The sequence below is a fragment of the Evansella tamaricis genome, assembly GCF_019042215.1.
Taxonomy (GTDB): domain Bacteria; phylum Bacillota; class Bacilli; order Bacillales; family Salisediminibacteriaceae; genus Evansella; species Evansella tamaricis.
In genome coordinates this window covers 35,122-60,196 of record NZ_JAHQCS010000110.1, presented here as the reverse complement: position 1 = coordinate 60,196, position 25,075 = coordinate 35,122, and the positions used below count along the sequence as shown (strand labels likewise).

The following is a 25,075-nucleotide window of genomic DNA, read 5'->3' as shown; positions in this document are numbered from 1 at the left end:
ATTAAATCAAGAAAGCGTTGTCAACAAAAACTTAACAAAAAGAGGCATTCCTGAACTCACTAAAAAATATGCCCACAAATGGTTGACGCAAACGTATGAATTATAAAGAAGGTAAATAATTACTTTTTGTTGTATAGTTATTTATGAGGGCTTGTTTAACAATTGCTATTTCACTTAACTTGCGAGGAGGTCTATTTATGTCGTTTTTACAAATGCTTATCTTAATGGTTATAGGTATAATTTTTACTGTTTTCTTATTTACAATAGGCATCAAATATAAAAAGAAGTGGTTGAAGTGGGTAGCTATTGTACCTTTTGTGGTTTCAACTTTTCCATTACTATATTTGTTCCTATTATTTGGTTTCCATTAAATAAATTATTAATTATTGAAGAAACGAGAGCAAGTTAATTCAAAGAAATACAATGATTTGAAGTCATATCGTATCGATAGGCTTCTTTTTCTACTATAAACCAACCGTAATCAAACCTCTCGCATCCATGTCTCATCTCTTCAATTGTATTCATGGTGTCTTCTTAGCCGCGGGCGGTTGTTCGGGAGCCTCCTCTGCAGGTGTCTCTTCCTCTGATAGTAAAATCAACATAGAACGATAACAGAGCTTAATGCAAAGGATATCGATTGCGTATATGGATAATGATGACCAATTGTCACGCTAATTTTGAATTGTGAGTCAAAATATATAACTCAAATTCCCGGTTACATCTAAACTATTTGGACAGTTCAACCGATATAATGGGTAGAAAACTGAATAATGGGGGATTTGCACATGGAAGTGAAATCAACTGGATCCATAACCGTAAATGAGCTTTTTTCACAAGTTCAACAAGAAAGATCGGAAACGCAACGGACACAAGGAAGTGTCGACACCTCATCTAGAACGGCAGAAGCAGTATCGAAACAGGAGTCTCATGAATGGTCAGATGAGATCATTACAGAGAAGATCAGCGCATTAAACCATCTGGCACAGACGCAGTTTACATCTCTGCAATTTGAGAAACATGAACAATTGGAACGAACGATGATTCGTGTGATTGACCGGGATACGGATGAAGTCATTAAAGAGATACCGCCGAAGGAATTCTTAGATATGATCTCTTCGATGCTGGAGTTCGCAGGGATTATTATTGATGAAAAAATATAATGGTAGATAGGCATAGGGGCTCGATTATTCGGGTCCATTTCTTTTTTTCACTAAACAATTTTACGTTTTATCCGATATTACATATAAAGACAGGATTCGATTTTTATCCAGATGAGTATATAGGGATTTGGGGAGTGAGTGTATATGCGAATTGGCGGATTGGCATCTGGTATGGATACAGATCAGATTATAAAAGATTTAATGCGGGCGGAGCGAATGCGCGGCGATAAGTTTTTTCAAAACCGCACGACGCTGGAATGGCAACGGGATTCTTATCGTGAAATAAACTTGAAAATAACTAGTCTGCGGGATTCTGTTGCAGCGAGAGGGATAGCCCTTCAATCGACACTAATGCAAAAGAAAGTAACTAGTTCCAATGAAAGGGCAGTAACCGCAACGGCCGGGGCGAATGCTCCGAATACGTCGATTCAAATGAAGGTGGACCGGTTGGCAACGTCAACAACATTTGTATCTAATCAGCCGGAAAATGCCGATGTGCTAACGAAAAAAATAGGAGAATGGGGAGACGATCTCTTTCATTTTGACGGGGATGGTAAGGCAACACTCACCTTCCAAGTGAAAAAGCCTGGCGCAGGACAGGAGTTTGAAAATGTTTCGGTGGAAGTCCATCGGGATGACACCTTACAAGGAGTATTAACGAAAGTAAACCGTGCAGGAGCAGGGTTTAATGCTTTTATAGATAATAGTGCAGACGGAACTTCGAAAGTCGTGATGTCCATGTCAAGCACTGGTGCAGGCGGTGGGATTAAGTTTTTAGATCCTGAACAGCCAATGGAATCAGATCCGGTGGAAGGAGAACCAGACCCACCAGATGAGGTGACGGGCGCTGGAGCCTTCGAATCCATGGATACTGAAGATGGGGACGATGGGGGAGAAGCAGGACCTGGCGTGGAAGAGCCACCTGGGACGGAGGGTCCTGCCGATGGGACAGATGAGCCTGGGAATGGTCTTACGGCTGAATCGATGGCACGAATCAATGCTAGGAATTTCTTTGAACAGATTGGTTTTGCTGTCGTAAATAGTCCCCAAGTTGGTGATAATGGGGAAACAATTTACGAAAGTGGAGAGATGACTGTTGGGGCCGGTGTCCGCGGGGATAATGCACGTGTTCAAATTAATGGGCACTGGACGGAAAGAACCACGAATTCTTTTTCTCTCAATGGAATCACTTATAATCTCGCTGGAGTGACGAACGGGGAAACGGTGATGATCACGACAGTTACGAACACGGACAAAATCATGGAAGACATCATGAAGTTTGTGGAAGAGTACAACGAACTTGTGGACATGATCAACGGCGCCCTTCGTGAGGAACGGTACCGGGATTATAAACCGTTAACCGATGATCAAAAGGAAGCCATGAGCGAGAAGGAAATTGAAATGTGGGAGGAAAGGGCCCGAAGTGGTCTGTTACGTAATGACTCCACACTTAGCTCAACACTGGGCCAAATGAGAATGGCGATGTTTTCTGGTATTTCGGACGAAAATCCTGATCGAATCTTAAAGGATCTGTCAGCGTTTGGACTTGTGACATCTCCTGATTATATGGACGGAGGGAAAATCATCCTAGATCCAAACAGCCGGACGATGCCGAATGGGGCACGGCTGAATGGGGAGGACCGGATGCGATATTATATCGAAAACCATGGGGAAGAAGTCCACCAGCTGTTTAACGGTAATAGTGATGACCGTTCGGGACAAGGGGTCATCCGTCAACTACGAGGAACGTTGGATACAGCAATTAATCAAATTACTACCAGGGCCGGACGGGAAGGCAGGACAAATCATCAGTTTACGATCGGACGGCAACTGAATACATTAGAGGATCAAATTTCGAACTTTGAACGGCGGATGCAGCAGACCGAGGACCGGTATTGGAGACAGTTTTCTGCGATGGAAAAAGCGATGGCGGAACTGAATTCTCAAGCGGACCAGATTTGGTCCATGTTGATGCCGCAAGGGTAGGATGGAAGTAAGGGTTATTTAGATAAACAGTGACTAACTAGGATTTTGGTTATGGATTGGGTTTTTATGTGGCAACTTCATATAATTTGACTCCATGAGGAGTGTTTGCTTCAAGGAAAGGTCACTTGGGATTAATCAGAGGTTGTGGTTTTCCCGTGGCTGTAGTAGTGGTTTTGGTGTTTATTTTAAAGGGGGATTTTGAGGATGGCGGTTAATAATCCATACGCGAATTATAAGCAGAATACGGTGCAGACGAAGTCGCCGGGTGAGTTGACGTTGATGTTATATGAGGGTTGTTTGAAGTTTTTGAAGCGGGCGGAGAAGGCGATGGATGAGGGGCAGGTGGAGGAGCGTAACAAGAATCTGATCAAGGCGCAGGATATTATCAGAGAGTTGATGGTGACGCTTAAGACCGACACGGAGCTTGGGAAAAATATGATGCAGTTATATGATTTTATTTTGAGCCGAATGGTGGATGCGAATATGAATAATGATCGTGCGGCGCTGAAGGAAGCGGAGGAGTTTGTGGCGGATTTCTGTGATACTTGGAAGCAGGTTGTGTTGTTGGATCGTCAGCGGCGTCATGGTGTTGGTGCCGGGGCCGGCAATAGTGGAGTGGCTGTTGGTGCTGGTTCGAGTGCTGGTGCTGGGAATGGTTCTGGGGCGATTGGTGCGGATAGGGCTGGCAGGGCTTCTGGAGCGGGGAGATAGTGGTGATGGTTACTGGCAGGGAAGGGAATTCGTTTGAGCAGCTGTTTGCGGTGACGAAGGAGCTGTATGAGTTGGTGGAGGTACCGCCCGCTTCGGAGGTCCGGGACGAGTATATTGAGCGGTTGACTTCTTTGACGGAGGAGCGAGGCTTGATTATTCGTTCGATTAAGGTGGAGCCTGATGACGGGGATAAGGTTTTGCTCGAGCAATCGGTGCGGCTGAATGAGGCGATGGCACCCCGGCTTGGGGCGGAGTTAAATCGGATCAAGCGGGATATGTTTGAGTTGAAGAAGAAGAAGGAATCTGGTCGGCGTTATGAGAATCCTTATGATTATGGGCCGCTGGACGGGTCGTTTATTGATAAGAAAAATTGATGAACGGTCATTGTGAAGTTTGGGTGTTAGTTTTTTAGTATAAGGATGCTAGTAAGGATTGGGATTGGTTTTTTTTGCTAGTATATCGTCTAGCGTTTGTGAGATGAAGAAAGGTAGGCTATTTCCAGGGCAAAAGCTGTTGGCTATTGGCTGTTGGCTATTGGCTATTGGATGGGGTTCGACGATATTGGTAAATTCTTAACGGTCAGTTAATTTTGAATGTGGATTGTTATTTTGGGTGTAAATGGTAATAAAGTTAGTTCGAGAGGTAAGACCAAATCATCGGGTGACGGTTTGGTCTTTTTTGTGTTGGTTGGGAATCGGTGTTTTTTTGGGGTGGGGCGAGTAGGTGGAAAGAATGGGGTGGATGGAGTGGATGAAGTTGATGGGGGAGATGGAATAGGTGGAATAGGTGGTGCGGATGTACTGGATGGGGGAGATGGAATAGGAGGGTGGAAGAAGTGGATGAAACATTTTAGGTGATCTGTCGTCTTATGGTTGCGGGATGTAAAGTGTATCTCAATAGGGTAGGAGGGGAATGGTATGGAGCTATTATCGGAGAAGGATTCGCTGAACTGGATCTTGTATGTCCTTTATTTTGGAATTCCGTTTTTGGCTGTGGTAAATGTGGCAATATTGATCACATTGATACAAATAAAAAATAGGCTTAAGTGAGGAAGTATGTAAGGGGAGTAAGTCCTTAGCTTTCTTTAGTTTGTTATTTTAGGAATGTTGTAAGGCACTACAGATATGAGATTTTGAATTTGGATAGTTTTAGTATGGAATGGTGGGGGCCTCGGATTTGTGGAGGTTCCCTTATTTTGTGTATGGATTAGAAGGTTTCTATTTTTTTCTGTAGATTTACATTTAAATTTATCAAGGGTAAGGGTGGGGGTAGTGCAGAGCAGATTATTTTTCTTTGGTGAATCTCACCACCTAAATCGAAGATTCTAGATGGAGTTTTCACCCATTGGTGTTTTGAGCAAAAGGGACTGATCTTAGTTTTTTAAAAGAAAGTATTAGCTTTTGGTACCTTCGGAGAAGTTGTCTTGTTCGAGGGCTTCTCTTATATGTTTTTTCGTATGGACTTTCGATTTCCTTTTTTCCTATCGTTTTTATCGGTTAGCAAGGTAGTGTAAAATAAATGGAAAATAACAGGTGACGATTTTTTTCAAAAAAAGAGTAGATGATCTTCGTTCATTCTAGGGGAAGGAGTGATGAAAGTGACAGCAATTTTGGCGTTAGAGGAATCTAAGTTGCGTTTTTTAGTCATGTACAAGGAATATTTAGAAAAAATCGAATCGAATGTCGAATTTGTAATGGAATCCTATCGTATCGGGGATGCTGACATCGGTAATCGATTGTTGTCTGGAACGCTGGAGGGGTTGGACCCATATTCTACGGATAATGTCACGATGGTTTCGATTTTTAGTAAGGATGATGGGGGGATGGATAGCCTGAAAGTTTTTAATGGAGTTGTTAAGACGGCGAAAAATATAGAAGAAAGTATTCCGATTGTGGAGGAGAGGATTGAATTTTTGAAAGATCGATATATTCCTGAGTATGAAAAGTGGTTGGCGGTCGTGCAACGGAAAATAGGGGAATTAAAGTTGAATGTTGAGCATTTGCAATTGCAGAAGGAAGAGGAGGGGAAGGGGGAATAATATGGGGAATAGTGATTTAAGAAGGATGAGGGAGCGGGAATAAAAAGGATCGGAAACAATAAGGATCGGAAACAATGAGAGAATAGTGATTTGGTGGGATAGGAGCGAGCGAGTACAGTATTTGGTTGAATTGTCCGAACTGGAGCTGAGTTAGGACAAATGGAGAAGGAGAAGCTGGTGAATTGTCCGAACTGGAGGCTAGTTCGGACAAATGGAGAAGGAGAAGCTGGTGAATTGTCCGAACTGGAGGCTAGTTCGGACAAATGGAGAAGGAGAAGCTGGTGAATTGTCCGAACTGGAGCTTGGTTCGGACAGTTGGAAGAGGAGCAGTAGGTGAATTGTCCGAACTGGAGGTGAGTTCGGACAGTTGGAGAAGGAGAAGTTGATGAGTTGTCCGAACTGGAAGTGAGTTCGGACAGTTGGAGAAGAAGTAGCTGATGAGTTGTCCGAGCTGGAGGCTAGTTCGGACAAATGGAGAAGGAGAAGTTGATGAGTTGTCCGAACTTGGGCTTGGTTCGGACAAATGGAGAAGGAGAAGCTGGTGAATTGTCCGAACTGGAGGTGAGTTCGGACAAATGGAATACGAGCAGTTGATGAATTGTCCGAACTGGAGCCAGATTCGGACAATTGGAATAGGAGAAGTTGATGAATTGTCCGAACTGGGGGTGAATTTCGGACAGTTGGAGAAGAAGTAGCTGATGAGTTGTCCGAACTGGGGCTGAGTTCGGACAGTTGGAGAAGGAGAAGTTGATGAGTTGTCCGAATTTGGGCTAGGTTCGGACAATTGAAGAAGGAGAAGCTGGTGAGTTGTCCGAACTGGGGCTTGGTTCGGACAAATGGAGAAGGAGAAGCTGGTGAATTGTCCGAACTGGGGCTGAGTTCGGACAGTTGGAGAAGGAGAAGTTGATGAGTTGTCCGAACTGGGGCTTGGTTCGGACAAATGGAGAAGGAGAAGCTGATGAATTGTCCGAACTGGAGCTTGGTTCGGACAATTGGAAGAGGAGAAGTTGATGAATTGTCCGAACTGGAGGCAGATTCGGACAAATGGAGAAGGAGAAGCTGGTGAATTGTCCGAACTGGAGGTGAGTTCGGACAGTTGGAGAAGGAGATGTTGATGAGTTGTCCGAACTGGAAGTGAGTTCGGACAGTTGGAGAAGAAGTAGCTGATGAGTTGTCCGAACTGGAGGCTAGTTCGGACAGTTGGAGAAGGAGAAGTTGATGAGTTGTCCGAACTTGGGCTTGGTTCGGACAAATGGAGAAGGAGAAGTTGATGAGTTGTCCGAACTGGAGCCAGATTCGGACAAATGGAATACGAGCAGTTGATGAATTGTCCGAACTGGAGGTGAGTTCGGACAGTTGGAAGAGGACAAGCAGAAGAATTGTCCGAACCCATGATAGGTTCTGTTAATTAGTTGGACTGACTGAACTGTTCGAGAATTCGTGACAAATTAATTAACGTCAATTTAATGAATGGTTCTATCTCAAAAAGAGAAACTAAGGGGTAAAAGATTTCCTGCCTAATTTTTGTCCATTATATTCGAGAACTTTTCAATACATACTTTGACGGGAAAGGGTGAGTTACTATTATGGAACAGAATCATCTCTTAGGTGTGAAAGACGAGATTGAAAAGGAACTGGTAGACCATATTTTGCCATTTTGGAAGACGCATGTTGTGGATGAATACGGCGATGGTTTCCATGGTTATATGTTTTTTGACTTATCAATTGATAAAGAAAGTGATAAGATCTGCATCCTCTATTCGAAAATTTTATGGAGTTTTTCCGCAGCCTATCGCATGTATAATCATGAAGATGATGTGAAGGTTGCAGAGCGGGCTTATGATTACATGATCGAACATTTTCTCGATAAGGAATACGGGGGCTTTTATTGGTCGCTAGATGAAGATAATGGATTAGCAAAAGATACCCATAAACATATGTATAATCAGGCATTTGCTTTGTATGGGATAACTGAGTTTTTCAAAGTAACTGGAAATGGGGATGTGCTTAATTTAGCGAAGGAGCTATTTCGGGTGATGGAAAAACATGGTGCTGATAAGAAGAACGGGGGTTATTACGAATCCTTCACTAGGGATTGGGAACAAGATGGGGATTTGAGACTTCGGGAAAATGATTTACATGTGGCAAAAACGATGAAAACCCATCTTCTAATATTACAAGCCTACTTGAATTTATATAGTGTGATGGAAGACGAGGTTGTGGAAGATAAGTTGAAGGCATTGTTTGATCTCCTATTGGAAAAAGGGATGAACAATGAAACAGGCCATGTAACTTTATTTTTTGATGAAAAGTGGGGTCAGGAGTCTTCGCGCGTGGTTTACGGCCGTGATATGGAGTTTAGTTGGATAATGACAGCTGCTGCACAGGCGTTGGATTGTGAGAAGAGAGTTGAGAAAATGAAAAATGTGACAATGAGTATTGTGGATACTTGTATTGAGGAAGGGATAGAGGACGATGGCAGCCTGGTTCACGAATCGGTGAACGGGGAAGTACTCGATGGTGCGCGGGTTTGGTGGGTGCAATCTGAGGCGATGGTTGCGTTTTTGAATGCCTATGAGGTGACAGGGGAGGAGAAATACTTAACCCATTTTAATAATTCATGGGATTATATAAGGGATTATTATGTTGATCCAAAGCACGGGGAATGGTACTGGCAATTGACACGTGACAATGAGATCGATACTTCGAAGCCGATTGTGGAACCTTGGAAAGGACCGGACCATAATAGCCGTGCTTGTATGGAGGTCATTGAACGAGTCAGTCGGATTGTTCACTAAATTGTGCGGGACCTGGTCCCGCAATAAAAGTTCGGGGACCAGGTCCCCGAACTTTTTGTGAACAGATCAAAAATAATAAGAGTCTCACAAGCGAAAGGGGCTAACTTTTTCCTATGGACTCTTATTATATCGGATATATGGGTGTTGCGTTATATGTATGGTCGGTTAAAGATCTTTTTAGATTACTCATATTATAACGTTTTTGCAAGTATCATGCCAATAATTAAAATGTCACAAAATTGTCGGGGACCAGGTCCCCGACAATTTTATGACGTTAGTACTTTGGGTTATTGGTCCTTTAGTATAAGGGAGGATAAGGCTGGGACGTTTACTTCTAATGTGCCACCGGATACTTGGTATCGTTCATTTGCTACCACATCTCGGAATGCCCCATCTTTTACTCCAGTTAGAGTAATAACCTGTTCCTTTTCGTCACTGTTTAGAATAATAAGGAATCTGTCTTTGTCGTCTGAACGTTCATATGCTACGTATCTTTGTCCTGTTTCGGCTGATAGGAACTGGAATGATCCGTCCCGCAATGCCCGATGTTCTTTCCGTAAAGAAATTAGTTGCTGATAAAAAGTGAAAAGATCTTTATCTTGCTTATTTTCCTCCCAGACCATCGGTTTTCGACAACCTGGATCTTGCCCGCCGTCCATGCCAATTTCGTCCCCATAGTAAATACATGGAGATCCCATGTAGGTTAATTGGAATGTGGCCGCAAGCTTCATTCGGTTTTTATCGTTTCCGGCGATAGTTAATAAGCGTGGTGTGTCATGGGAATCAAGCAAATTAAACGCCACTTCGTTGACTTGTTTAGGATAGGCAATCTGCATTTGATCCAGTCGTCCCATAAACTGCTGCGCATCGATGGATCCTTTGCAGAAAAACTCAAGAATGCTGTTCGTCACAGGGTAGTTCATGACTGCATCAAATTGGTCTCCTTGTAACCAAGGCATGGAATTATGCCATACTTCCCCTAGAATATAGGCTTCAGGATTGGCTTTTTTTACTACTTGGCGGAATTCACGCCAAAATTGATGGTCCACTTCATTTGCCACATCTAGCCGCCACCCGTCTGCACCAATGTCTTCGATCCAATAACGGGCAACTTCCAATAAGTAAGCTTTTACTTCCGGGTGTTCTGTATTCAACTTTGGCATATGGGACACAAAGGCGAATGCATCATAGTTAGGAACTGGTTCTGTTTTCACCGGAAATTCCCTGAGGTGGAACCAGTCTGTGTATTTCGATTTTTCCCCGTGCTTTAACACATCCTGGAACGGAGGAAAAAAGAAGCCGGAATGATTAAAAACAGCGTCTAACATGATTTTTATTCCCCGTTTGTGAGCCTCATCCACCATTTTTTTCGCCAAAGCATTGTCACCAAAGTGAGGGTCTACCTTTAAATAATCGATCGTATCGTACTTATGGTTCGTCGTCGCTTCGAAGATAGGTGTGAAGTAAATGGCGTTGATTCCAAGTTCCACCAAGTAATCCAGGTGGTCAATAACCCCTTGAAGGTCACCACCAAAGAAGTTTTGTGGAGTTGGATCCACGTCCTCAGACCAAGGTTCTACGTTTGTTGGATTAAGAGATGGATCTCCATTCCCGAACCTTTCAGGGAAAATTTGGTAAAAAATAGCGTCTTTCACCCATTCGGGAGGTGTGTTTACATCAATTGGGTTAAGGAATGGGAATTCAAACATACCAGAAGGAGAGTCGAGCATACCAATTCCTTCTTTAGAGTCAAAACCTTCCTCCTGAAATCCAACTTCGTTATAATGCATCACTTCATCGCCACTCTCAAATCGAAAACAATAGGCGAAACGTCGATACGGTGGTTTCACTTCCGCGTGGTAGTAATCAAATAGTGTGTCGCTTGCGAATTTTTTCATCTTTGTTGTGTTTATGTAGTCCGGCTGAAATTTGTACTTGTCCCCATGGATAAGATAGACATTGTCCATGTCGTTTCTCTTTGTCCGGACACGAATGTGCAGCGTGGTAGGATTGTAAGCATAGGCATAATGAGATTTTGATTGATGATAAATGGCTTCCAATAACATGTAGCATCCTCCTTATTCATATAAAGTTCAGGGACCAGGTCCCGCACAATTTTGTGAACACCTAGTTCATTTTGTGCAAACGATTGCACTATGGAGTATAAAAAAAGAACCTTTCCCTTGAAATTAGTATATCACGGGTATGAAAGCGCGTCCATTGTTTTCACGAATCTTACGGATAGCAGCCTTCCCCGTGGTATTTCGTATTTCCCGGTAAATAAATCCAATGAATTTATCATTAATCAATATTTCTTCAACCGAATGCCATAAATTAAAATCTCAAAACTTCATTAAATAAACCGCCACTTACTTGCTCATATGAGCTGTTTGCAGTGGGAGAAGTTTGATTTGGGAATAAACGAAAACAAAAAACGAGATCACCCAAATGAGATATGGGGATCCCGTGTTACATCGTTTATCAAACTGAAAAAATTAACGTGTGTTGATAAGCCCAAAGCAAGTGACCAGTGCCGATAATTTTAAATCTACTGAGTATCTCACTACAATTCAACAGGCTCACGAATGGAGCGAAGTAGAAACTCATCGGAATTGATATTTTCCAGGTGCTTAATTTCAATACTGGTTTTTAAATCGTCTAAAAGACAATGCACAGATTCTAGATTTTCTTCTTGACAAATCATCTGTTGGATCAAACCATCCAGTTCACTTGTTTTAACCATTTCTTTTTCAATCCTTGCCAGTTTATGCAGGATTACTTTAAGCAGCTCCAATTCAGTCATTGTTGATGTTCCTCCAATATTCAATGATAAAAGCTAGAACATAAGTGATGGGACTAGCCGTATTATTTAAAATGATGGTGAAAAAATGATCCTGAAAATAAATACTTTAAAAAGGTAATGTGGCAGTTGAAGCTGGTGATTCCTTTTGATTAGTTGTTCCATGTGCTGATGAAACAGTTTGGCTGGTAGTAGTACTCGATTGTACTGGTTTTGAGGCATCTCCCGAGGGAGGTGTTTGATTAGGGTTACGTATTTCGTCAGGATGAGATGGTGGAGCAGAGTTACCTTTGGTTGCCTGACTTGGAGTATGGGAAGAATCCTGGCCGGGAATAGGGACTACAATTTCAGTTGAAGATTGATTCCGTTTTAACTGAAGAAATGTAATATTTTCGGCTACAATTTCAGAAATGGTCATCCGCTTATTTTCCATGATGTCATAGGTCCGTACTTGAACCCGGCCAGTTACACACACGAGTGACCCTTTTGTGCAATAGTCTGCGGAAGTCTCTGCTAGCTTTTTCCAAGCTGTACATGTTACAAAATCCGTATCATAATTACCTTCGTGGTTTTTGAATGGGCGGCGCACAGCTAGTGTCAATCGAGTAACAGCAGTCCCTTCTTTTGTGTTGTTCACCACAGGATCTTTAACAATACGACCGATCAGAATAACTTGATTTAACATTTCTTTCACTCCTCTAAGATTTGGTTTTCATAGATTTTTGAATACAATGAAGTTTCCATTCTCTCTCAACATATTTTTTGTAATAAATGTGAAGAGGAACCGGGAATAATTGCCGAATTCGCTCTCTTGTGAACGCCTTTGGTGGAGGTGATCCAGAAGGTGGATTTGGAACGATAAATGAGCTCCATTCGGAAGGGTTTGGATATGTATCCACCAAACTATTTACTGGTACCGATTCTTTAATATTCAAACTAAGGTTAAAAGTCTTCCTTTCCGAGATACTTTGGGAAAAATGTGGTGATCCTGCTGTTAATTCAGGATTGACATAATATTGCAAACTGCTCCAAGGATAATAAATTGGATCGTCAATCATATTTGCAGCAAGTGGGTTGTTATGGATATAAGCACTTACAGCCATTAGGCCATAATCAGAGGGGACCGGGTGGGAAGAATAACGGTTTTCGAATACGTGCCCACTGAGCTTATACTTCTTATTAAACCAAGTGGCATAGGAACCGTTTATCGAATGCATGATCTTATGGAGGGGGTCGCTCTTTGTGCCAACCAGTAAATGGTAATGATTTGTCATCAGGCAATAGGCATGAAGATGATATGGTGTATATTGAAGCGTGTTATCAAGGACTCTATTAAACTTTATAAAGTCACCAGGACAAAGGAAAATTGGTGATCTTCGTATTCCACGGCTGATTACATGATAAATAGCACCGGGATACCACTGTCGTTTTGGTATCGGCATATCATGAGTTCCTCCTTTTAGATACAGAAACAAAATAGATAGAGGCAAAGCATCCCTGCATCATTTAGTCTTAAGTTCTAGATTTGGTTAATAAAATGGTTTGTCCCTCCTGTCTTATTAGTTTCTTCTTCTATCCAATGAACTTATTAGGAAAACTGGAATAGAAATATGTTTAAAAAAGTGTGAAAGTTATTAAATTATTGTCATGAAATTAGTTTTAGTAATATGTATCATCAAGAAGTAGTGTCTAACAAAAGCTAACTTTCACACTTAACATATACTTATTGATGTAGGAATCTGTATGATTGTATGTATCATAAATATGGATTCCTTTTTCTTCCCAGGCCAGAAGTCAATAAGCACTCCTTGTCACAACAGAACGGGGAAAACATTCCACTGAGAGTTGGGATGGTAGGGGCTTTTTAGTGGTTTGTTAAAAAAATGACCAAAACTCTATGTTGTGATTCATGGGGTTCCATAAAGTGAAGAGATGAAACTTGGAAAAAATAATTGAGATAAATGTGAATGGAGTTTATATGCGGGAAGAAGATAGGAAGTAGTTTCCATTCGACAATCTAGATGATAACTAGTTGATTGGATACTAGATGAATTGAATAAAATAATGTTTAGCGTTAATAATTACTAGAGTGATGTCGAAAGAGGTCGTAATGTAAGTGGTAACTTCCACTTGTTGTTAGTCAAGCTTCATTTTATTGGAAGAATTGTAAAAATACAAGCGGGATTTTCTCTGTCCACAAAAACGTCACATATTCATTACACAAAACTGTGCGGGACCAGGTCCCGCACAGTTTTGTGAACATTTAGATTATCTGGTGTAAGTAATTTCGTTCAGTGAGGTGATTATTTTCCATATACTGAGAGTGCCAAATCATATATGTTAAAATGGTCCATATTTTACGACTTGCATCGATTTTACCCACACGGTGATTCTCCAACAACTCCAGACAGGCCGCTTTATTAAACAGATGCTCTGTCTGACTCTCCATAATCCAATTCCTTGCCCAATCGTACATCTCATCTTTAAGCCAGTGACGAATTGGAACTGGAAAACCAAGTTTTTTACGGTGTAATACGTGTGCTGGCACTACTTCGGTGAGTGCCTCCCTGAGCCAAACTTTTGTCTGACGACCATGAATTTTCCCCCGCAAAGGCAGCTGCGACGCCACATCGAAGACATCCCGATCTAAGAAAGGAACACGAAGTTCTAAAGAATGGGCCATTGTCATTTTATCGGCCTTCACAAGAATATCACCCCGAAGCCATGTATGAAGATCTATATACTGCATTTTTGTCACATCATCATAGTGGGAAGTATTCTTATAAATTTGCTGAGTAATGTCATTTGTTTTCCATTCTGGACAGCCTGGTATTAAAATCTTTCCCTTTTCACTGTCTGTAAAAATCTTTGCATTTCCAACAAACCGGTCCTCTATATCCGTACATCCCCTAATGAAAAAGCTCCTTCCTTTCATACCAACAGGAAGTTGTTCTGCCAGTCCGCGAATGAAAGGTTTACACGCATTCGGGATTGCTTTAAACGGAAGAAGGGATTGTGGTTCCCGGTAAATATTATATCCCCCAAAAAGTTCATCGGCCCCTTCACCGGAGAGGACAACGGTTACGTGTTTGCTTGCTTCTTTGGCGACGAAGTAGAGTGGAATCGCTGCCGGATCTGCCACCGGTTCGTCCATATGCCAAACGATCTTTGGAAACTCCTTCATGACGTCCTCCACCGAAATAGTAACACGGGTATGATTTACATCGAGAGCCTTCGCAGTTTCCTCTGCCACATCTCCTTCACTATAGCCTTCTCGTTTAAACTCTGCTGTGAATGTATTTAAGCTTGGATGGAACTGGCGGGCGAGGGCGACGATGGCGGAAGAATCGATTCCACCGGATAAGAATGCCCCAACTGGAACATCGGAACGCATATGTCGCTTCACTGATTCGGTTAATGTATCTCGAATATCTGTTAGGAAGCGCTCCTTTTCCGCTAGCAGTTCTTTTTTCTTGATTGGTGCCAACAGGAAATTCACAACTTTTTTTCCAATTGTTTCTGTCGGTAAAAATTCAGGTCTCCAGTAAGCACTGATTTTAAATTCTTCCTCAAGATTCCATACAAAGGAATGTCCAGGGGGAACCTTTTTAATTTGGCTAGTAGCTGTATTCGGTTCCGGGATATACTGAAACGTCATGTAGTGGAAGGCCCCTTCCCCGTCGATGTAGGTTGGCTCATTAATATAGAATAATGATTTTTTTTCTGATGCAAAAACAATGGTGTTGTCCCTTAATGTCCGATAGAATAGTGGTTTAATTCCAAAGGGATCCCTTGCTCCGAAAAGTCGTCGTTCGATTCGATCCCAAATCATAAAGGAAAACATTCCTTTTAAACGGTTAACACAAGCTTTACCTTCATAATGATACAGTGCCAAAATGACTTCCGTATCAGAATGGGTGTCAAATCTTGCTCCGTTTGCACGAAGTTCTTCCCGGAGCTCAGGGGCGTTATAAATCTCCCCGTTAAAGACAATGTTATACCTCCCGTAAAAATATCCCATCGGCTGGTGGCCACCTTCAATATCTACGATGCTTAATCGCTGGAAGCCTAATCTAACGTGATCTTCTTCATATACCCCTGAGTCATTTGGACCCCGGTGGGTGATGACATTCATCATTTCCTTTAATGGCTGCTGCAACAAACTGTCGGGATTGTTTGATACCATACCTATAAATCCACACATTTTTTTTACTCCTCTCAATCGATTTACATCGAGTTCATTTGATAAAAAAAGGTTAAGGTCAACATTTTGTTTTGTTTCTTGATTTATTTGAAACGATTCCTTCTAAAAATTATGAGATAGAAGTTAATGTTAGTTTTTCTCTCATTAGATCAGTCGAAGGTTGGAACCCTTGACGGTTGATCCTATCGTATATGACGAGAATAATAATTGTTTGTGTTCACTATTGAAGAAATTTGTAAAATGCTGTATTGTCCATTTTTCATAGTGTTTGACGCTCGATTTTCTTGGAAAGTTTCACTAAAGATTTTATTGGGAAAAATCTTATTTTGGATGAAAAAAACGAGTGCGGAAATTTGTCGAAATAATCAGTTTAAAATGGTTTGACTATGTTTTTGACGGTTGCTATAGTGGAATTGTAGTAGTAATTACTACATGATCTTGAAAATGAAGGGAACGTGGTTCGTAAGATGCAAGGTAAAGTAAAGTGGTTTAACGCAGAAAAGGGATTTGGATTTATTGAAAGAGAAGGTGGAGATGACGTATTCGTTCATTTCTCCGCAATTGAAGAAGAAGGTTTCAAATCATTAGAAGAGGGCCAAGCGGTGCAATTTGAGATTGTTGAAGGTGCACGGGGACCACAAGCAGCAAACGTAGTAAAGCTTTAATTCAATTCGAACTCCTTAACATGAATCATACATCTAAAGCATACATGCAAGTAAGGTGTCATTTGCAGGATAACTTATGATAGGAATTGAATCAGAGTGAAGTTTTAAAATCCCGTCTCTCCGCAGAGACGGGATTTTTCTGAATTTTTATCAACATGGAGTGGAGTGACGAATGGTTAGTCACTGAATTGTCAAGGACCAGGTCCCCGAATAAAAATTCGGGGACCTGGTCCTTGACGTTTTTGTGAACATAGGGATATATTCCTAATTTTTAGCTAAAATAGTAGATGGGGAAATTCCTAATATCGCAATCATAAGTATTGAAGATTATGTTTTGAAAAGATTTAATTATAAAATTTACATTAAGAAAATCTTTTTTACATTTCTTCATGTTTTTGAAGGAATATGAACCGGGTATGAAGAATAGTACATACATAACTGAAAGGAGGAGTTTGCTTATGAATTTTAATATTCGTGGCGAAAACCTTGAAATTACAGCAGCCTTAAGAGATTATGTTGAGAAAAAAGTAGGGAAACTGGAAAAATATTTTGATATGGCCCCTGCATCAGAAGTGAATGTAAAAATGAGTGTTTTAAACACAGACCAAAAGGTAGAGATTACGATCCCAATGCCGAAGTTACTGTTACGTGCTGAGGAAAAACACATTGATATGTATGCGGCGATTGACCTAGTAATCGAAAAATTAGAGCGCCAAATCCGTAAGCACAAAACAAAGGTTAATCGAAAATTCAGACAAGATGATAGTTTAAAATATATGTTTAAAAATGAACTGGAACCACTAGCTGAAGAAGTACCTGATATGGATGATGATGAAATTCAAGTGGTTCGTGTGAAGAAATTCGATTTAAAACCGATGGACGCAGAAGAAGCGATCTTGCAAATGGATATGCTGGGACATAACTTCTTCGTATTCTCAGATTCCGTAAGTGGCACCACTAACGTTGTATACAAGCGTAAAGACGGACGCTACGGTCTGATCGAGCCAGAATAAAAACTAAATAAAATTAAAATTGATTGAGTATCAATGTAAAGAGAGGCAATCCCATCAGGTTACGATGTAATCTGGAGGGGGGACAGCCTCTCTTTTTTTAAAGGTCGCAAGAGGCGTTTTTCACCTCTAAATCTTGTCTTAATACTACATAACTAAATCTACCGTACTCACCAGCAAATTGGGACAACAAGACATGTTGTCTGGATCATGATTATCATGATATGTCGTGAAGGGAAATATCGATGCGATGGAAAAATAAAAAAAGCTCCAAATACAAAGCATGGTGCTTTGTATTTGGAGCTGGAATATGGAGAATGGAGTTTCACCAAAAATCCTTTATTATTTCTTCGCTATTTTGATTCGTCCCACTTCACCTGCTAATGTTGCGCCACCTTTTTCGATTACAACAAATTCATCATCCTGCAGATTAGTGAAGACTATTGGGGTCATTAGGGATGGTGCTCCCTTTTTAACAGATTCAAGGTCCACTTTTAATAACGTTTGACCTTGCTCCACTTGGTCCCCTTGGGAAACAAATGTTTCAAAGCCTTCCCCTTTCAGTTTTACCGTATCAATTCCTACGTGAACAAGTACTTCTTTTCCTTCTTTTGTTTGAAGACCGATGGCATGTTTCGTTGGGAACAAATTGACGATGGTACCTGCCACAGGAGAAACGACGTTTCCACTTGTTGGTTCAATTGCAAATCCATCACCCATCATTTTTTCTGCAAACATTTGGTCTGGAACTTCCGTAATTGGTTTGATTGTTCCTTGCATTGGAGTTGCAATGGACAATTCTGTTGCCGAGGTAGCAGCGTCTGCAATCGCCCCATCTTTCGTATTTACCGAACTAGATTCTTGCAATTCTTCTGCCGGTACTGGTGTTTTTCCGGCAATAATATCTTCAATTTGTCCTTTAATATTTTCTGAACGGGGCCCAAAAATGGCTTGAATATTATTTTCAACTTGCATGACTCCAGATGCACCGAGAGCTTTAATACGATCCTTGTCCACTTGTTTAATGTCGTAAACACTTACTCTTAATCGTGTAATACATGCATCTAAATCCTTCAGATTCTCTTTACCACCGAGAGCTTTTAAAATGTTGTATGGAAGGTCCGTATTTTTCCCACGGCCCTTAGACGTTCCATCTCCTTCATCTGTCACACCAACCGTCTCTTCACGACCTGGGGTCAAGAGGTTGAATTTCTTAATCATAAAGGTAAATAGCGTATAGTAAATGACCGCAAACACTAGACCTACCAAGATGACGATCCACCAAGGTTCCCTGCCTGGTACGACACCGAATAGGAAGAAGTCGATGGCACCGCCGGAGAAGGTGTACCCCATATTGATATTCAACCAGTATAAGATCACGAAAGATATTCCGTCCAATACCGCATGAATGAAAAACAGTAACGGTGATAAGAACAAGAAAGAGAATTCAATCGGTTCTGTTATCCCTGTTAAGAAAGACGTTAAGGCGGCAGATCCTAATAAACCACCTACGATTTTTTTGTTCTCCGGTCTAGCTTGATGATACATGGCAAGTGCAGCAGCAGGTAAACCGAACATCATGATTGGGAATTCCCCAGCCATAAAGTGACCGGCTGTTAATTCCACATTATCCCGTAATTGTGCGAAAAAGATGTTCATGTCACCGCGGACGATATCACCAGCAGCTGTTGTATATTGTCCAAACTCAAACCAGAATGGTGCATGGTAAATATGATGTAAACCGAATGGAATTAGTAGTCGTTTTATGAATCCGAAAAAGAATACGGAAACGGTCATTGCTTCTTCCATTAAAAATTGAGACGCTGCATTCATTCCACTTTGAATTGGAGGCCACACGAAGAACATGGCTACCCCAACGAAAAAGGCCGCGAACGCTGTGACGATAGGAACAAAACGTTTTCCAGCAAAGAAACCTAAAAACTGTGGCAGTTCAATATTAAAATATCGGTTATAAGCCCAAGCAGCGAGGGCCCCGATGATAATACCACCAAATACACCTGTTTGGAGGGTTGGGATACCGAGAACTAGAGCATAGGCAGGATTGTCACCGCCTACCACCGTTTCAAGGGTTATACCTCCCATGACACTCATCGTAACGTTCATGACGAGGAAGCCGACTAACGCAGCAAGGGCAGCAACCCCAGCTCCGTTTGCTAATCCCACAGCAACCCCAAGAGCAAAGATGAGTGCTAAGTTATCAAATATAATTCCACCTGCAGACTCCATCATCGTCCCTAGATTTTGGAAAAAATCATTTCCCAGGAAAGGCATGAGGTTAATCATATTTGGATTACCCATGGCATTACCTATAGCTAGTAATAAACCGGCAGCGGGTAAGATTGCAACAGGTAGCATTAGAGATTTACCAATTTTTTGTAAGTGTCCAAATGCGTTTTTAAACATACATTTCATCCTCCTTTAACTTTTATTTAACCGTAGTATGGTTTCGTGAAACGGAAAATACCGATTAGATACAACAAAAAAGGCATGAGAGACAAAGAAATATAGCATTCAACATAGGGATAGATTTCCCCTAATGTGATTCGCTATACAATCTTTCTCGCTCATGCCTGCATGACCAGTAACACGGAAAAAAATTAGTGCGTGTATGGGTGGCTATTCGGTCCGGTCCTATTGGTTTGGGTGCTTTGGCTAAACCAATAAAGAAAGAACCTAAGCCTTATATGGACTTGTTAAGGCGCTGCAAATGCAAAGTCAGATAAACAGATTCTGCATCTGGAACAGGTCGTTTTAATTTTTGTTGCATAATCTTCATTAATTTCCATGAAAGAGTGTAACATACAGGATATTCCGTCTGCAATACTTTTTTCAACGCCTCTTGTTCTTCCATATAATTTCCAGATCGAACACGTTCTATCGCATGGTGCAAGTGTCTCACAAGACGTAGGTAATTAATGTCTTTTCTGTCAATGGGAATCTTTAGGTTTTCTTCAATGACTTGGATGAGATCTGCAACGAGTTGCGTGTGTTTATTAATCTCTGCCAGATCCCGGTTTGTTAATGCACTATGAATATGAAGGGCAATGAATCCAATTTCCCCATCTGGAATGGAAACATTCAGTTCCCCGTTCAACCATGCCACAATTTCCGTTGCGATGGCGTATTCTTTTGGATATGCGAGTTCTGTCTCTTTTGAAAAGGGGTTTTTTATATCCATGCCCTGTTGAATACGTTTGACGGCAAAAAACAGGTGGTCTGTTAACCCAACGTGAATATGTTCATTTAACCGAACCCCTAACCGCGCTTCAATACGCTCCAAAAAATCGTTCATCAATCCAATAAAGGACTCATCCACATAGTTTAATAAATTGATATATTGCTCCTGTTCTTCCGCATCCCGGAGAACAAAGAATTTTTCTGCCCGATCCCCGGCAACTTCATCACCTGGTTTCTTTCCGAATCCAATGCCTTTTCCGATCAACACCACTTCTTCGTAACTTGGATGTTGGGCGATGATGACGTTATTGTTGAGGACCTTTTTTACGGTTAGCATCCACACTTCCCCCTTTCATGAATAAGATGTAATAGATAAATGCTGTATTTAATGTTAGCGGTTGAATCGCCCGCCGCCAGGTTGGTTCGGTCACAAGATAGGCGAAGTTGTTCCCGAAAGACGCGTCGCCAAGTTGGTTCGGTCACAAGATAGGCGAAGTTGTACCCGAAAGACGCGTCAGCACGCCGGTTCGGTCACAAGATAGGCGAACTTGTTCCCGAAAGACGTGTCGTCAAGTTGGTTCGGTCACAAGATGTGAGAACTTGTTCCCGAAAGACGCGTCAGCACGCCGGTTCGGTCACAAGATAGGCGAACTTGTTCCCGAAAAGGTGCGAGCTCTGTTGGTTCGGTCACAAGATGTGCGAACTTGTACCCGAAAGACGTGTCGTCAAGTTGGTTCGGTCACAAGATGTGCGAACTTGTACCCGAAAGACGTGTCGTCAAGTTGGTTCGGTCACAAGATAGGCGAAGTTGTACCCGAAAGGCGCGTCGCCAAGTTGGTTCGGTCATAAGATGTGCAAACTTGTTCCCGAAAAGGTGCGAGCTCTGTTGGTTCGGTCACAAGAAGCCCGAACTTGTACCCGAAAGACGTGTCGTCAAGTTGGTTCGGTCACAAGATAGGCGAACTTGTACCCGAAAGACGTGTCGTCAAGTTGGTTCGGTCACAAGATAGGCGAAGTTGTACCCGAAAGACGCGTCGCCCAGTTGGTTCGGTCACAAGATGTGCGAACTTGTGACCGAAAGACGCGTCGTCAAGTTGGTTCGGTCACAAGATGTGCGAACTTGTTCCCGAAAGACGCGTCAGCACGCCGGTTCGGTCACAAGATAGGCGAAGTTGTTCCCGAAAAGGTGCGAGCTCTGTTGGTTCGGTCACAAGAAGCCCGAACTTGTACCCGAAAGGTGCGCGACCACGCCAGTTTGGTCGCAAGAAGAGCAAGGTTGTACCCGAAAGACGTGTCGCCCAACGCTAGTCAGGTCACAAGGTAACAAGATCATCATCCTACATATAATGAATCGTACCGAAACGAAAAAATCACCTTATATTCATTATTTAATCATAATCATAGAGGCCCCGATGACCGTATCGCCGTCCAACAATGAATAAAATGTCAGTTGTCAGTATGATTAGTATAGTCAAACCTTTTTAGAACATCAATGTTAAAGTTTTTGGTAAAATCTAATCCGAAAAACCTCCCTGCTTAGAGCTTGCATAAAGCCTGTGTAGTGCTTGCTAAGAGCTTGCGTAAAGCCTCTATAGAAGCTTACATAGAGCTTGCATAAAGCCTCTGTAGAAGCCTCCTTAGAGTTTGCGTAAAGCCTCTGTAGTGCTTATATAGTGCTTGCATAGTAATTGCATACAGCTTGCGTATGGCTTGTTCTTGTAAGGGAATGGTCAAACTGTTAAAATGTAAGTTAGCTGTCATAATGTTTGATTTAATTACTTATGAAATAAATAGAAAAAAGAGCGTTAACCAATCTAATCTATTTTTCCACAAGTTGGAGGAACCAGAGCCCGCGGGAATTTCACCATATGAGCCTTCCTGAGATGATTATTAGGTTTCGCCTTTAATGAAAAAATTGATAAGGGAGCAATGTCCAATGTTAGGTCTATTAAAAAAGGTCATTGGAGATACGGATGCTAGACACTTAAAGAAATTACAAAAACATGTGGATCTGATCGAATCATTAAGTGAAGATATGAAAAAACTTAGTGATGACGGTCTCCGTCAGAAAACAGAAGAGTTCAAGGAGCGTCACCGAAATGGGGAATCTTTAGAGGATCTATTACCGGAAGCCTTTGCAGTTGTTCGCGAAGGTGCTACACGAGCATTAAAAATGACACACTATCCTGTTCAGTTGCTCGGTGGTATCATTCTCCATCATGGGGATATTTCCGAGATGAAAACAGGGGAAGGTAAAACCCTCGTGGCAACTCTAGCAGTTTATTTAAATGCCATTACAGAAAAAGGCGTTCATGTTATTACCGTAAACGAATACTTGGCGCGACGTGACGCCACGGAAATGGGAAAACTCTATAATTTCCTTGGTTTATCGGTTGGTTTGAATGTAGCAGGTCTTTCGAAAGAAGAAAAGCGTGAAGCGTATAATAGCGATATTACTTATGGTACGAATAACGAGTTCGGATTTGATTATCTCCGTGACAACATGGTCTTGTACAAAAAGGACATGGTTCAACGTCCCCTTTATTATGCGATTGTGGATGAGGTCGACTCGATCTTAATTGATGAAGCAAGAACACCTTTGATTATTTCCGGTTCGGCGGAGCGTTCCACTCAGTTATATACAGCTGCCAACTCGTTTGTACGTATGTTAAAGGAAGAGGAAGATTTTACGTATGATGAGAAAACGAAGAATGTCCAGCTGACAGATGAAGGGGTCAGTAAAGCGGAACGTGCATTTAACATTGAAAACCTCTTTAATTCCGAACATGTTCAGTTAAACCATCACATTAATCAGGCGTTGAAAGCCTATAAAGTCATGATCCTTGATGAGGATTATGTAGTAGAGGATGGGGAAGTGGTCATCGTAGACCAGTTTACTGGACGTCTCATGAAAGGGCGCCGTTATAGCGATGGTCTCCATCAGGCGATTGAGGCGAAGGAAGGTTTAGAGATCAAGCGGGAAAGTATGACACTGGCATCTATCACGTTCCAGAACTACTTCCGTATGTACAAAAAACTTGCGGGGATGACAGGTACGGCAAAAACAGAGGAAGAGGAATTCCGCAACATTTATAATATGAATGTTTATGCTATTCCAACGAATGAGCCAGTCGTCCGTATCGATAACCCAGATTTAATTTTCAAATCCACGGAAGGGAAATTCCGCGCTATCGTGGATTTGATCGCCGAACTATATGAAAAAGGTCAGCCAGTTTTAGTTGGTACGGTAAACGTGGATACGTCAGAACTCCTGTCCAATATGCTGAAAAAGAAGCGGATTGCTCACAACGTGCTAAATGCGAAGCAACACGAAAAGGAAGCACAGATCATTGAAGATGCTGGCCAGCGCAAAGCCGTTACCATCGCCACTAACATGGCCGGTCGTGGTACTGATATTAAACTTGGTGAAGGCGTAAGAGAACTGGGCGGTCTATTCGTACTAGGTACGGAACGCCATGAATCCCGCCGGATTGATAATCAGTTACGTGGACGTTCTGGTCGTCAAGGGGACCCAGGGGAATCTCGATTCTATCTGTCTCTGGAAGATACGTTAATGCGCCGATTTGGTTCAGAGAACATGAGTAATATGATGGAAAAACTCGGGTTGGACGAAGACCAGCCGATTGAATCCAAACTCGTTTCCCGTGCTGTGGAGCAAGCACAAAAACGAGTGGAAGGAAACAACTTCGATGCCCGTAAACAAATCCTTCAATATGACGATGTCATGCGTGAACAACGTGACATTATCTACGAGCAGCGAATGGAAGTACTCGAATCGCAAAACCTCCGTGAAGTGGTTGAAAAAATGATTGAATCAACGATTGAAAGAACGGTATCCGCGTATACACCTGCGGACGAAGTTCCCGAGGACTGGAACCTTCAAGGAATCGTGGATTACATCAACGCGAATGTTTTAAACGATAAAGAAATTACGTTAAAAGATATCAGCGGCTTGGAACCGGAGGAAATCACCGAATTAATCATCGATCGCGTGACAGAAGAGTATGATCGCCGCGAAGGGGAATTTACTCCAGAAAGAATGCGTGAATTCGAGAAAGTTATCGTCCTACGTATGGTAGATACGAAGTGGATGAGCCACATCGACCAGATGGATCAGCTCCGCCAAGGAATTCACCTCCGTGCTTACGGTCAAAACGACCCGTTACGGGAGTACAAGTTCGAAGGATTCCAAATGTTTGAGCAGATGGTGGCATCCATTGAAGAAGACGTGACACGATATATTATGAACGCTCAGATTGAAACGAACCTGGAACGTAAGCAAGTGGCAGAAGGGAAGGCCGTTCACCGCAGCGCCAATGAGGCTCAAGAAAAGCGCCGTACCCCTTTCCGTAAGAGCAGCACGGTGGGCCGGAATGACCCTTGCCCTTGCGGATCTGGGAAAAAATATAAACAGTGCCACGGAAGATAGGAAATAAGAATGTGGTTTCTGTCATTTATGTAGATGGAACGAGCGTGGTTGTGTC

General features: G+C 42.0%; 18 protein-coding genes. 11 read left to right on the top strand and 7 right to left on the bottom strand.

Features of this window, described 5'->3' with window-relative positions:
• Positions 1-197: 197 nt before the first annotated feature.
• The 8 genes from KS419_RS13830 (at position 198) to KS419_RS13800 (ending at position 8,693) form a co-directional block, all read left to right on the top strand.
• Positions 198-371 carry a hypothetical protein gene (locus KS419_RS13830; RefSeq protein WP_217066978.1) on the top strand — a complete coding sequence of 58 codons (174 nt, stop codon included), beginning with the start codon at positions 198-200 and terminating at the stop codon, positions 369-371.
• 414 nt (positions 372-785) lie between these two features.
• A complete protein-coding gene (locus KS419_RS13825; protein ID WP_217066977.1) occupies positions 786-1,160 on the top strand; it encodes a flagellar protein FlaG in 375 nt (124 codons plus the stop codon).
• Positions 1,161-1,304: 144 nt separating this feature from the next.
• Positions 1,305-3,146 carry a flagellar filament capping protein FliD gene (gene fliD, locus KS419_RS13820; protein WP_217066976.1) on the top strand — a complete coding sequence of 614 codons (1,842 nt, stop codon included), beginning with the start codon at positions 1,305-1,307 and terminating at the stop codon, positions 3,144-3,146.
• A gap of 204 nt (positions 3,147-3,350) precedes the next feature.
• The gene (gene fliS, locus KS419_RS13815) at positions 3,351-3,857 is read left to right on the top strand and encodes a flagellar export chaperone FliS (protein WP_217066975.1); all 507 of its coding nucleotides are present in this window, start codon (positions 3,351-3,353) and stop codon (positions 3,855-3,857) included.
• 5 nt (positions 3,858-3,862) lie between these two features.
• Positions 3,863-4,231, top strand: coding sequence for a flagellar protein FliT (gene fliT / locus KS419_RS13810; protein ID WP_217066974.1), 369 nt, complete (start codon positions 3,863-3,865; stop codon positions 4,229-4,231).
• Between the two features lie 543 nt (positions 4,232-4,774).
• On the top strand, positions 4,775-4,906 hold the full coding sequence (locus KS419_RS25250) for a hypothetical protein (RefSeq protein ID WP_281419808.1): 132 nt from the start codon (positions 4,775-4,777) through the stop codon (positions 4,904-4,906).
• Between the two features lie 542 nt (positions 4,907-5,448).
• Positions 5,449-5,895, top strand: coding sequence for a DUF8042 domain-containing protein (locus KS419_RS13805; protein WP_217066973.1), 447 nt, complete (start codon positions 5,449-5,451; stop codon positions 5,893-5,895).
• A 1,586-nt stretch (positions 5,896-7,481) separates the two neighbouring features.
• Entirely contained in the window at positions 7,482-8,693 is a 1,212-nt protein-coding gene (locus tag KS419_RS13800) for an AGE family epimerase/isomerase (protein ID WP_217066972.1), read from the top strand.
• Between the two features lie 287 nt (positions 8,694-8,980).
• Here KS419_RS13800 and KS419_RS13795 read toward each other — a convergent pair whose 3' ends face one another.
• The 5 genes from KS419_RS13795 to asnB all read right to left on the bottom strand — a co-directional run bounded on the left by KS419_RS13795 (position 8,981) and on the right by asnB (position 15,697).
• On the bottom strand, positions 8,981-10,759 hold the full coding sequence (locus KS419_RS13795; RefSeq protein ID WP_217066971.1) for an alpha amylase N-terminal ig-like domain-containing protein: 1,779 nt from the start codon (positions 10,757-10,759) through the stop codon (positions 8,981-8,983).
• A 497-nt stretch (positions 10,760-11,256) separates the two neighbouring features.
• Complete coding sequence (locus tag KS419_RS13790; RefSeq protein WP_217066970.1) at positions 11,257-11,496, bottom strand: hypothetical protein; 240 nt, start codon at positions 11,494-11,496, stop codon at positions 11,257-11,259.
• Between the two features lie 106 nt (positions 11,497-11,602).
• Positions 11,603-12,178 carry a single-stranded DNA-binding protein gene (locus KS419_RS13785; RefSeq protein ID WP_217066969.1) on the bottom strand — a complete coding sequence of 192 codons (576 nt, stop codon included), beginning with the start codon at positions 12,176-12,178 and terminating at the stop codon, positions 11,603-11,605.
• A 13-nt stretch (positions 12,179-12,191) separates the two neighbouring features.
• Positions 12,192-12,935 carry a transposase gene (locus KS419_RS13780; RefSeq protein WP_217066968.1) on the bottom strand — a complete coding sequence of 248 codons (744 nt, stop codon included), beginning with the start codon at positions 12,933-12,935 and terminating at the stop codon, positions 12,192-12,194.
• Positions 12,936-13,756: 821 nt separating this feature from the next.
• A complete protein-coding gene (gene asnB, locus KS419_RS13775) occupies positions 13,757-15,697 on the bottom strand; it encodes an asparagine synthase (glutamine-hydrolyzing) (RefSeq protein WP_217066967.1) in 1,941 nt (646 codons plus the stop codon).
• A gap of 467 nt (positions 15,698-16,164) precedes the next feature.
• On the opposite strand from asnB, the gene cspD reads away from it, so the two are divergent.
• Positions 16,165-16,362, top strand: a complete 198-nt coding sequence (gene cspD, locus KS419_RS13770; protein ID WP_217066966.1) for a cold-shock protein CspD — start codon at positions 16,165-16,167, stop codon at positions 16,360-16,362.
• 458 nt (positions 16,363-16,820) lie between these two features.
• Positions 16,821-17,375 carry a ribosome hibernation-promoting factor, HPF/YfiA family gene (hpf, locus tag KS419_RS13765; protein WP_217066965.1) on the top strand — a complete coding sequence of 185 codons (555 nt, stop codon included), beginning with the start codon at positions 16,821-16,823 and terminating at the stop codon, positions 17,373-17,375.
• A 339-nt stretch (positions 17,376-17,714) separates the two neighbouring features.
• Here hpf and ptsG read toward each other — a convergent pair whose 3' ends face one another.
• On the bottom strand, positions 17,715-19,796 hold the full coding sequence (gene ptsG / locus KS419_RS13760; RefSeq protein WP_217066964.1) for a glucose-specific PTS transporter subunit IIBC: 2,082 nt from the start codon (positions 19,794-19,796) through the stop codon (positions 17,715-17,717).
• A gap of 277 nt (positions 19,797-20,073) precedes the next feature.
• The gene (gene glcT / locus KS419_RS13755; protein WP_217066963.1) at positions 20,074-20,907 is read right to left on the bottom strand and encodes a glucose PTS transporter transcription antiterminator GlcT; all 834 of its coding nucleotides are present in this window, start codon (positions 20,905-20,907) and stop codon (positions 20,074-20,076) included.
• Between the two features lie 1,599 nt (positions 20,908-22,506).
• Between glcT and secA the strand changes: the two genes are divergently transcribed.
• On the top strand, positions 22,507-25,020 hold the full coding sequence (secA, locus tag KS419_RS13750) for a preprotein translocase subunit SecA (protein WP_217066962.1): 2,514 nt from the start codon (positions 22,507-22,509) through the stop codon (positions 25,018-25,020).
• Positions 25,021-25,075: the final 55 nt, after the last annotated feature.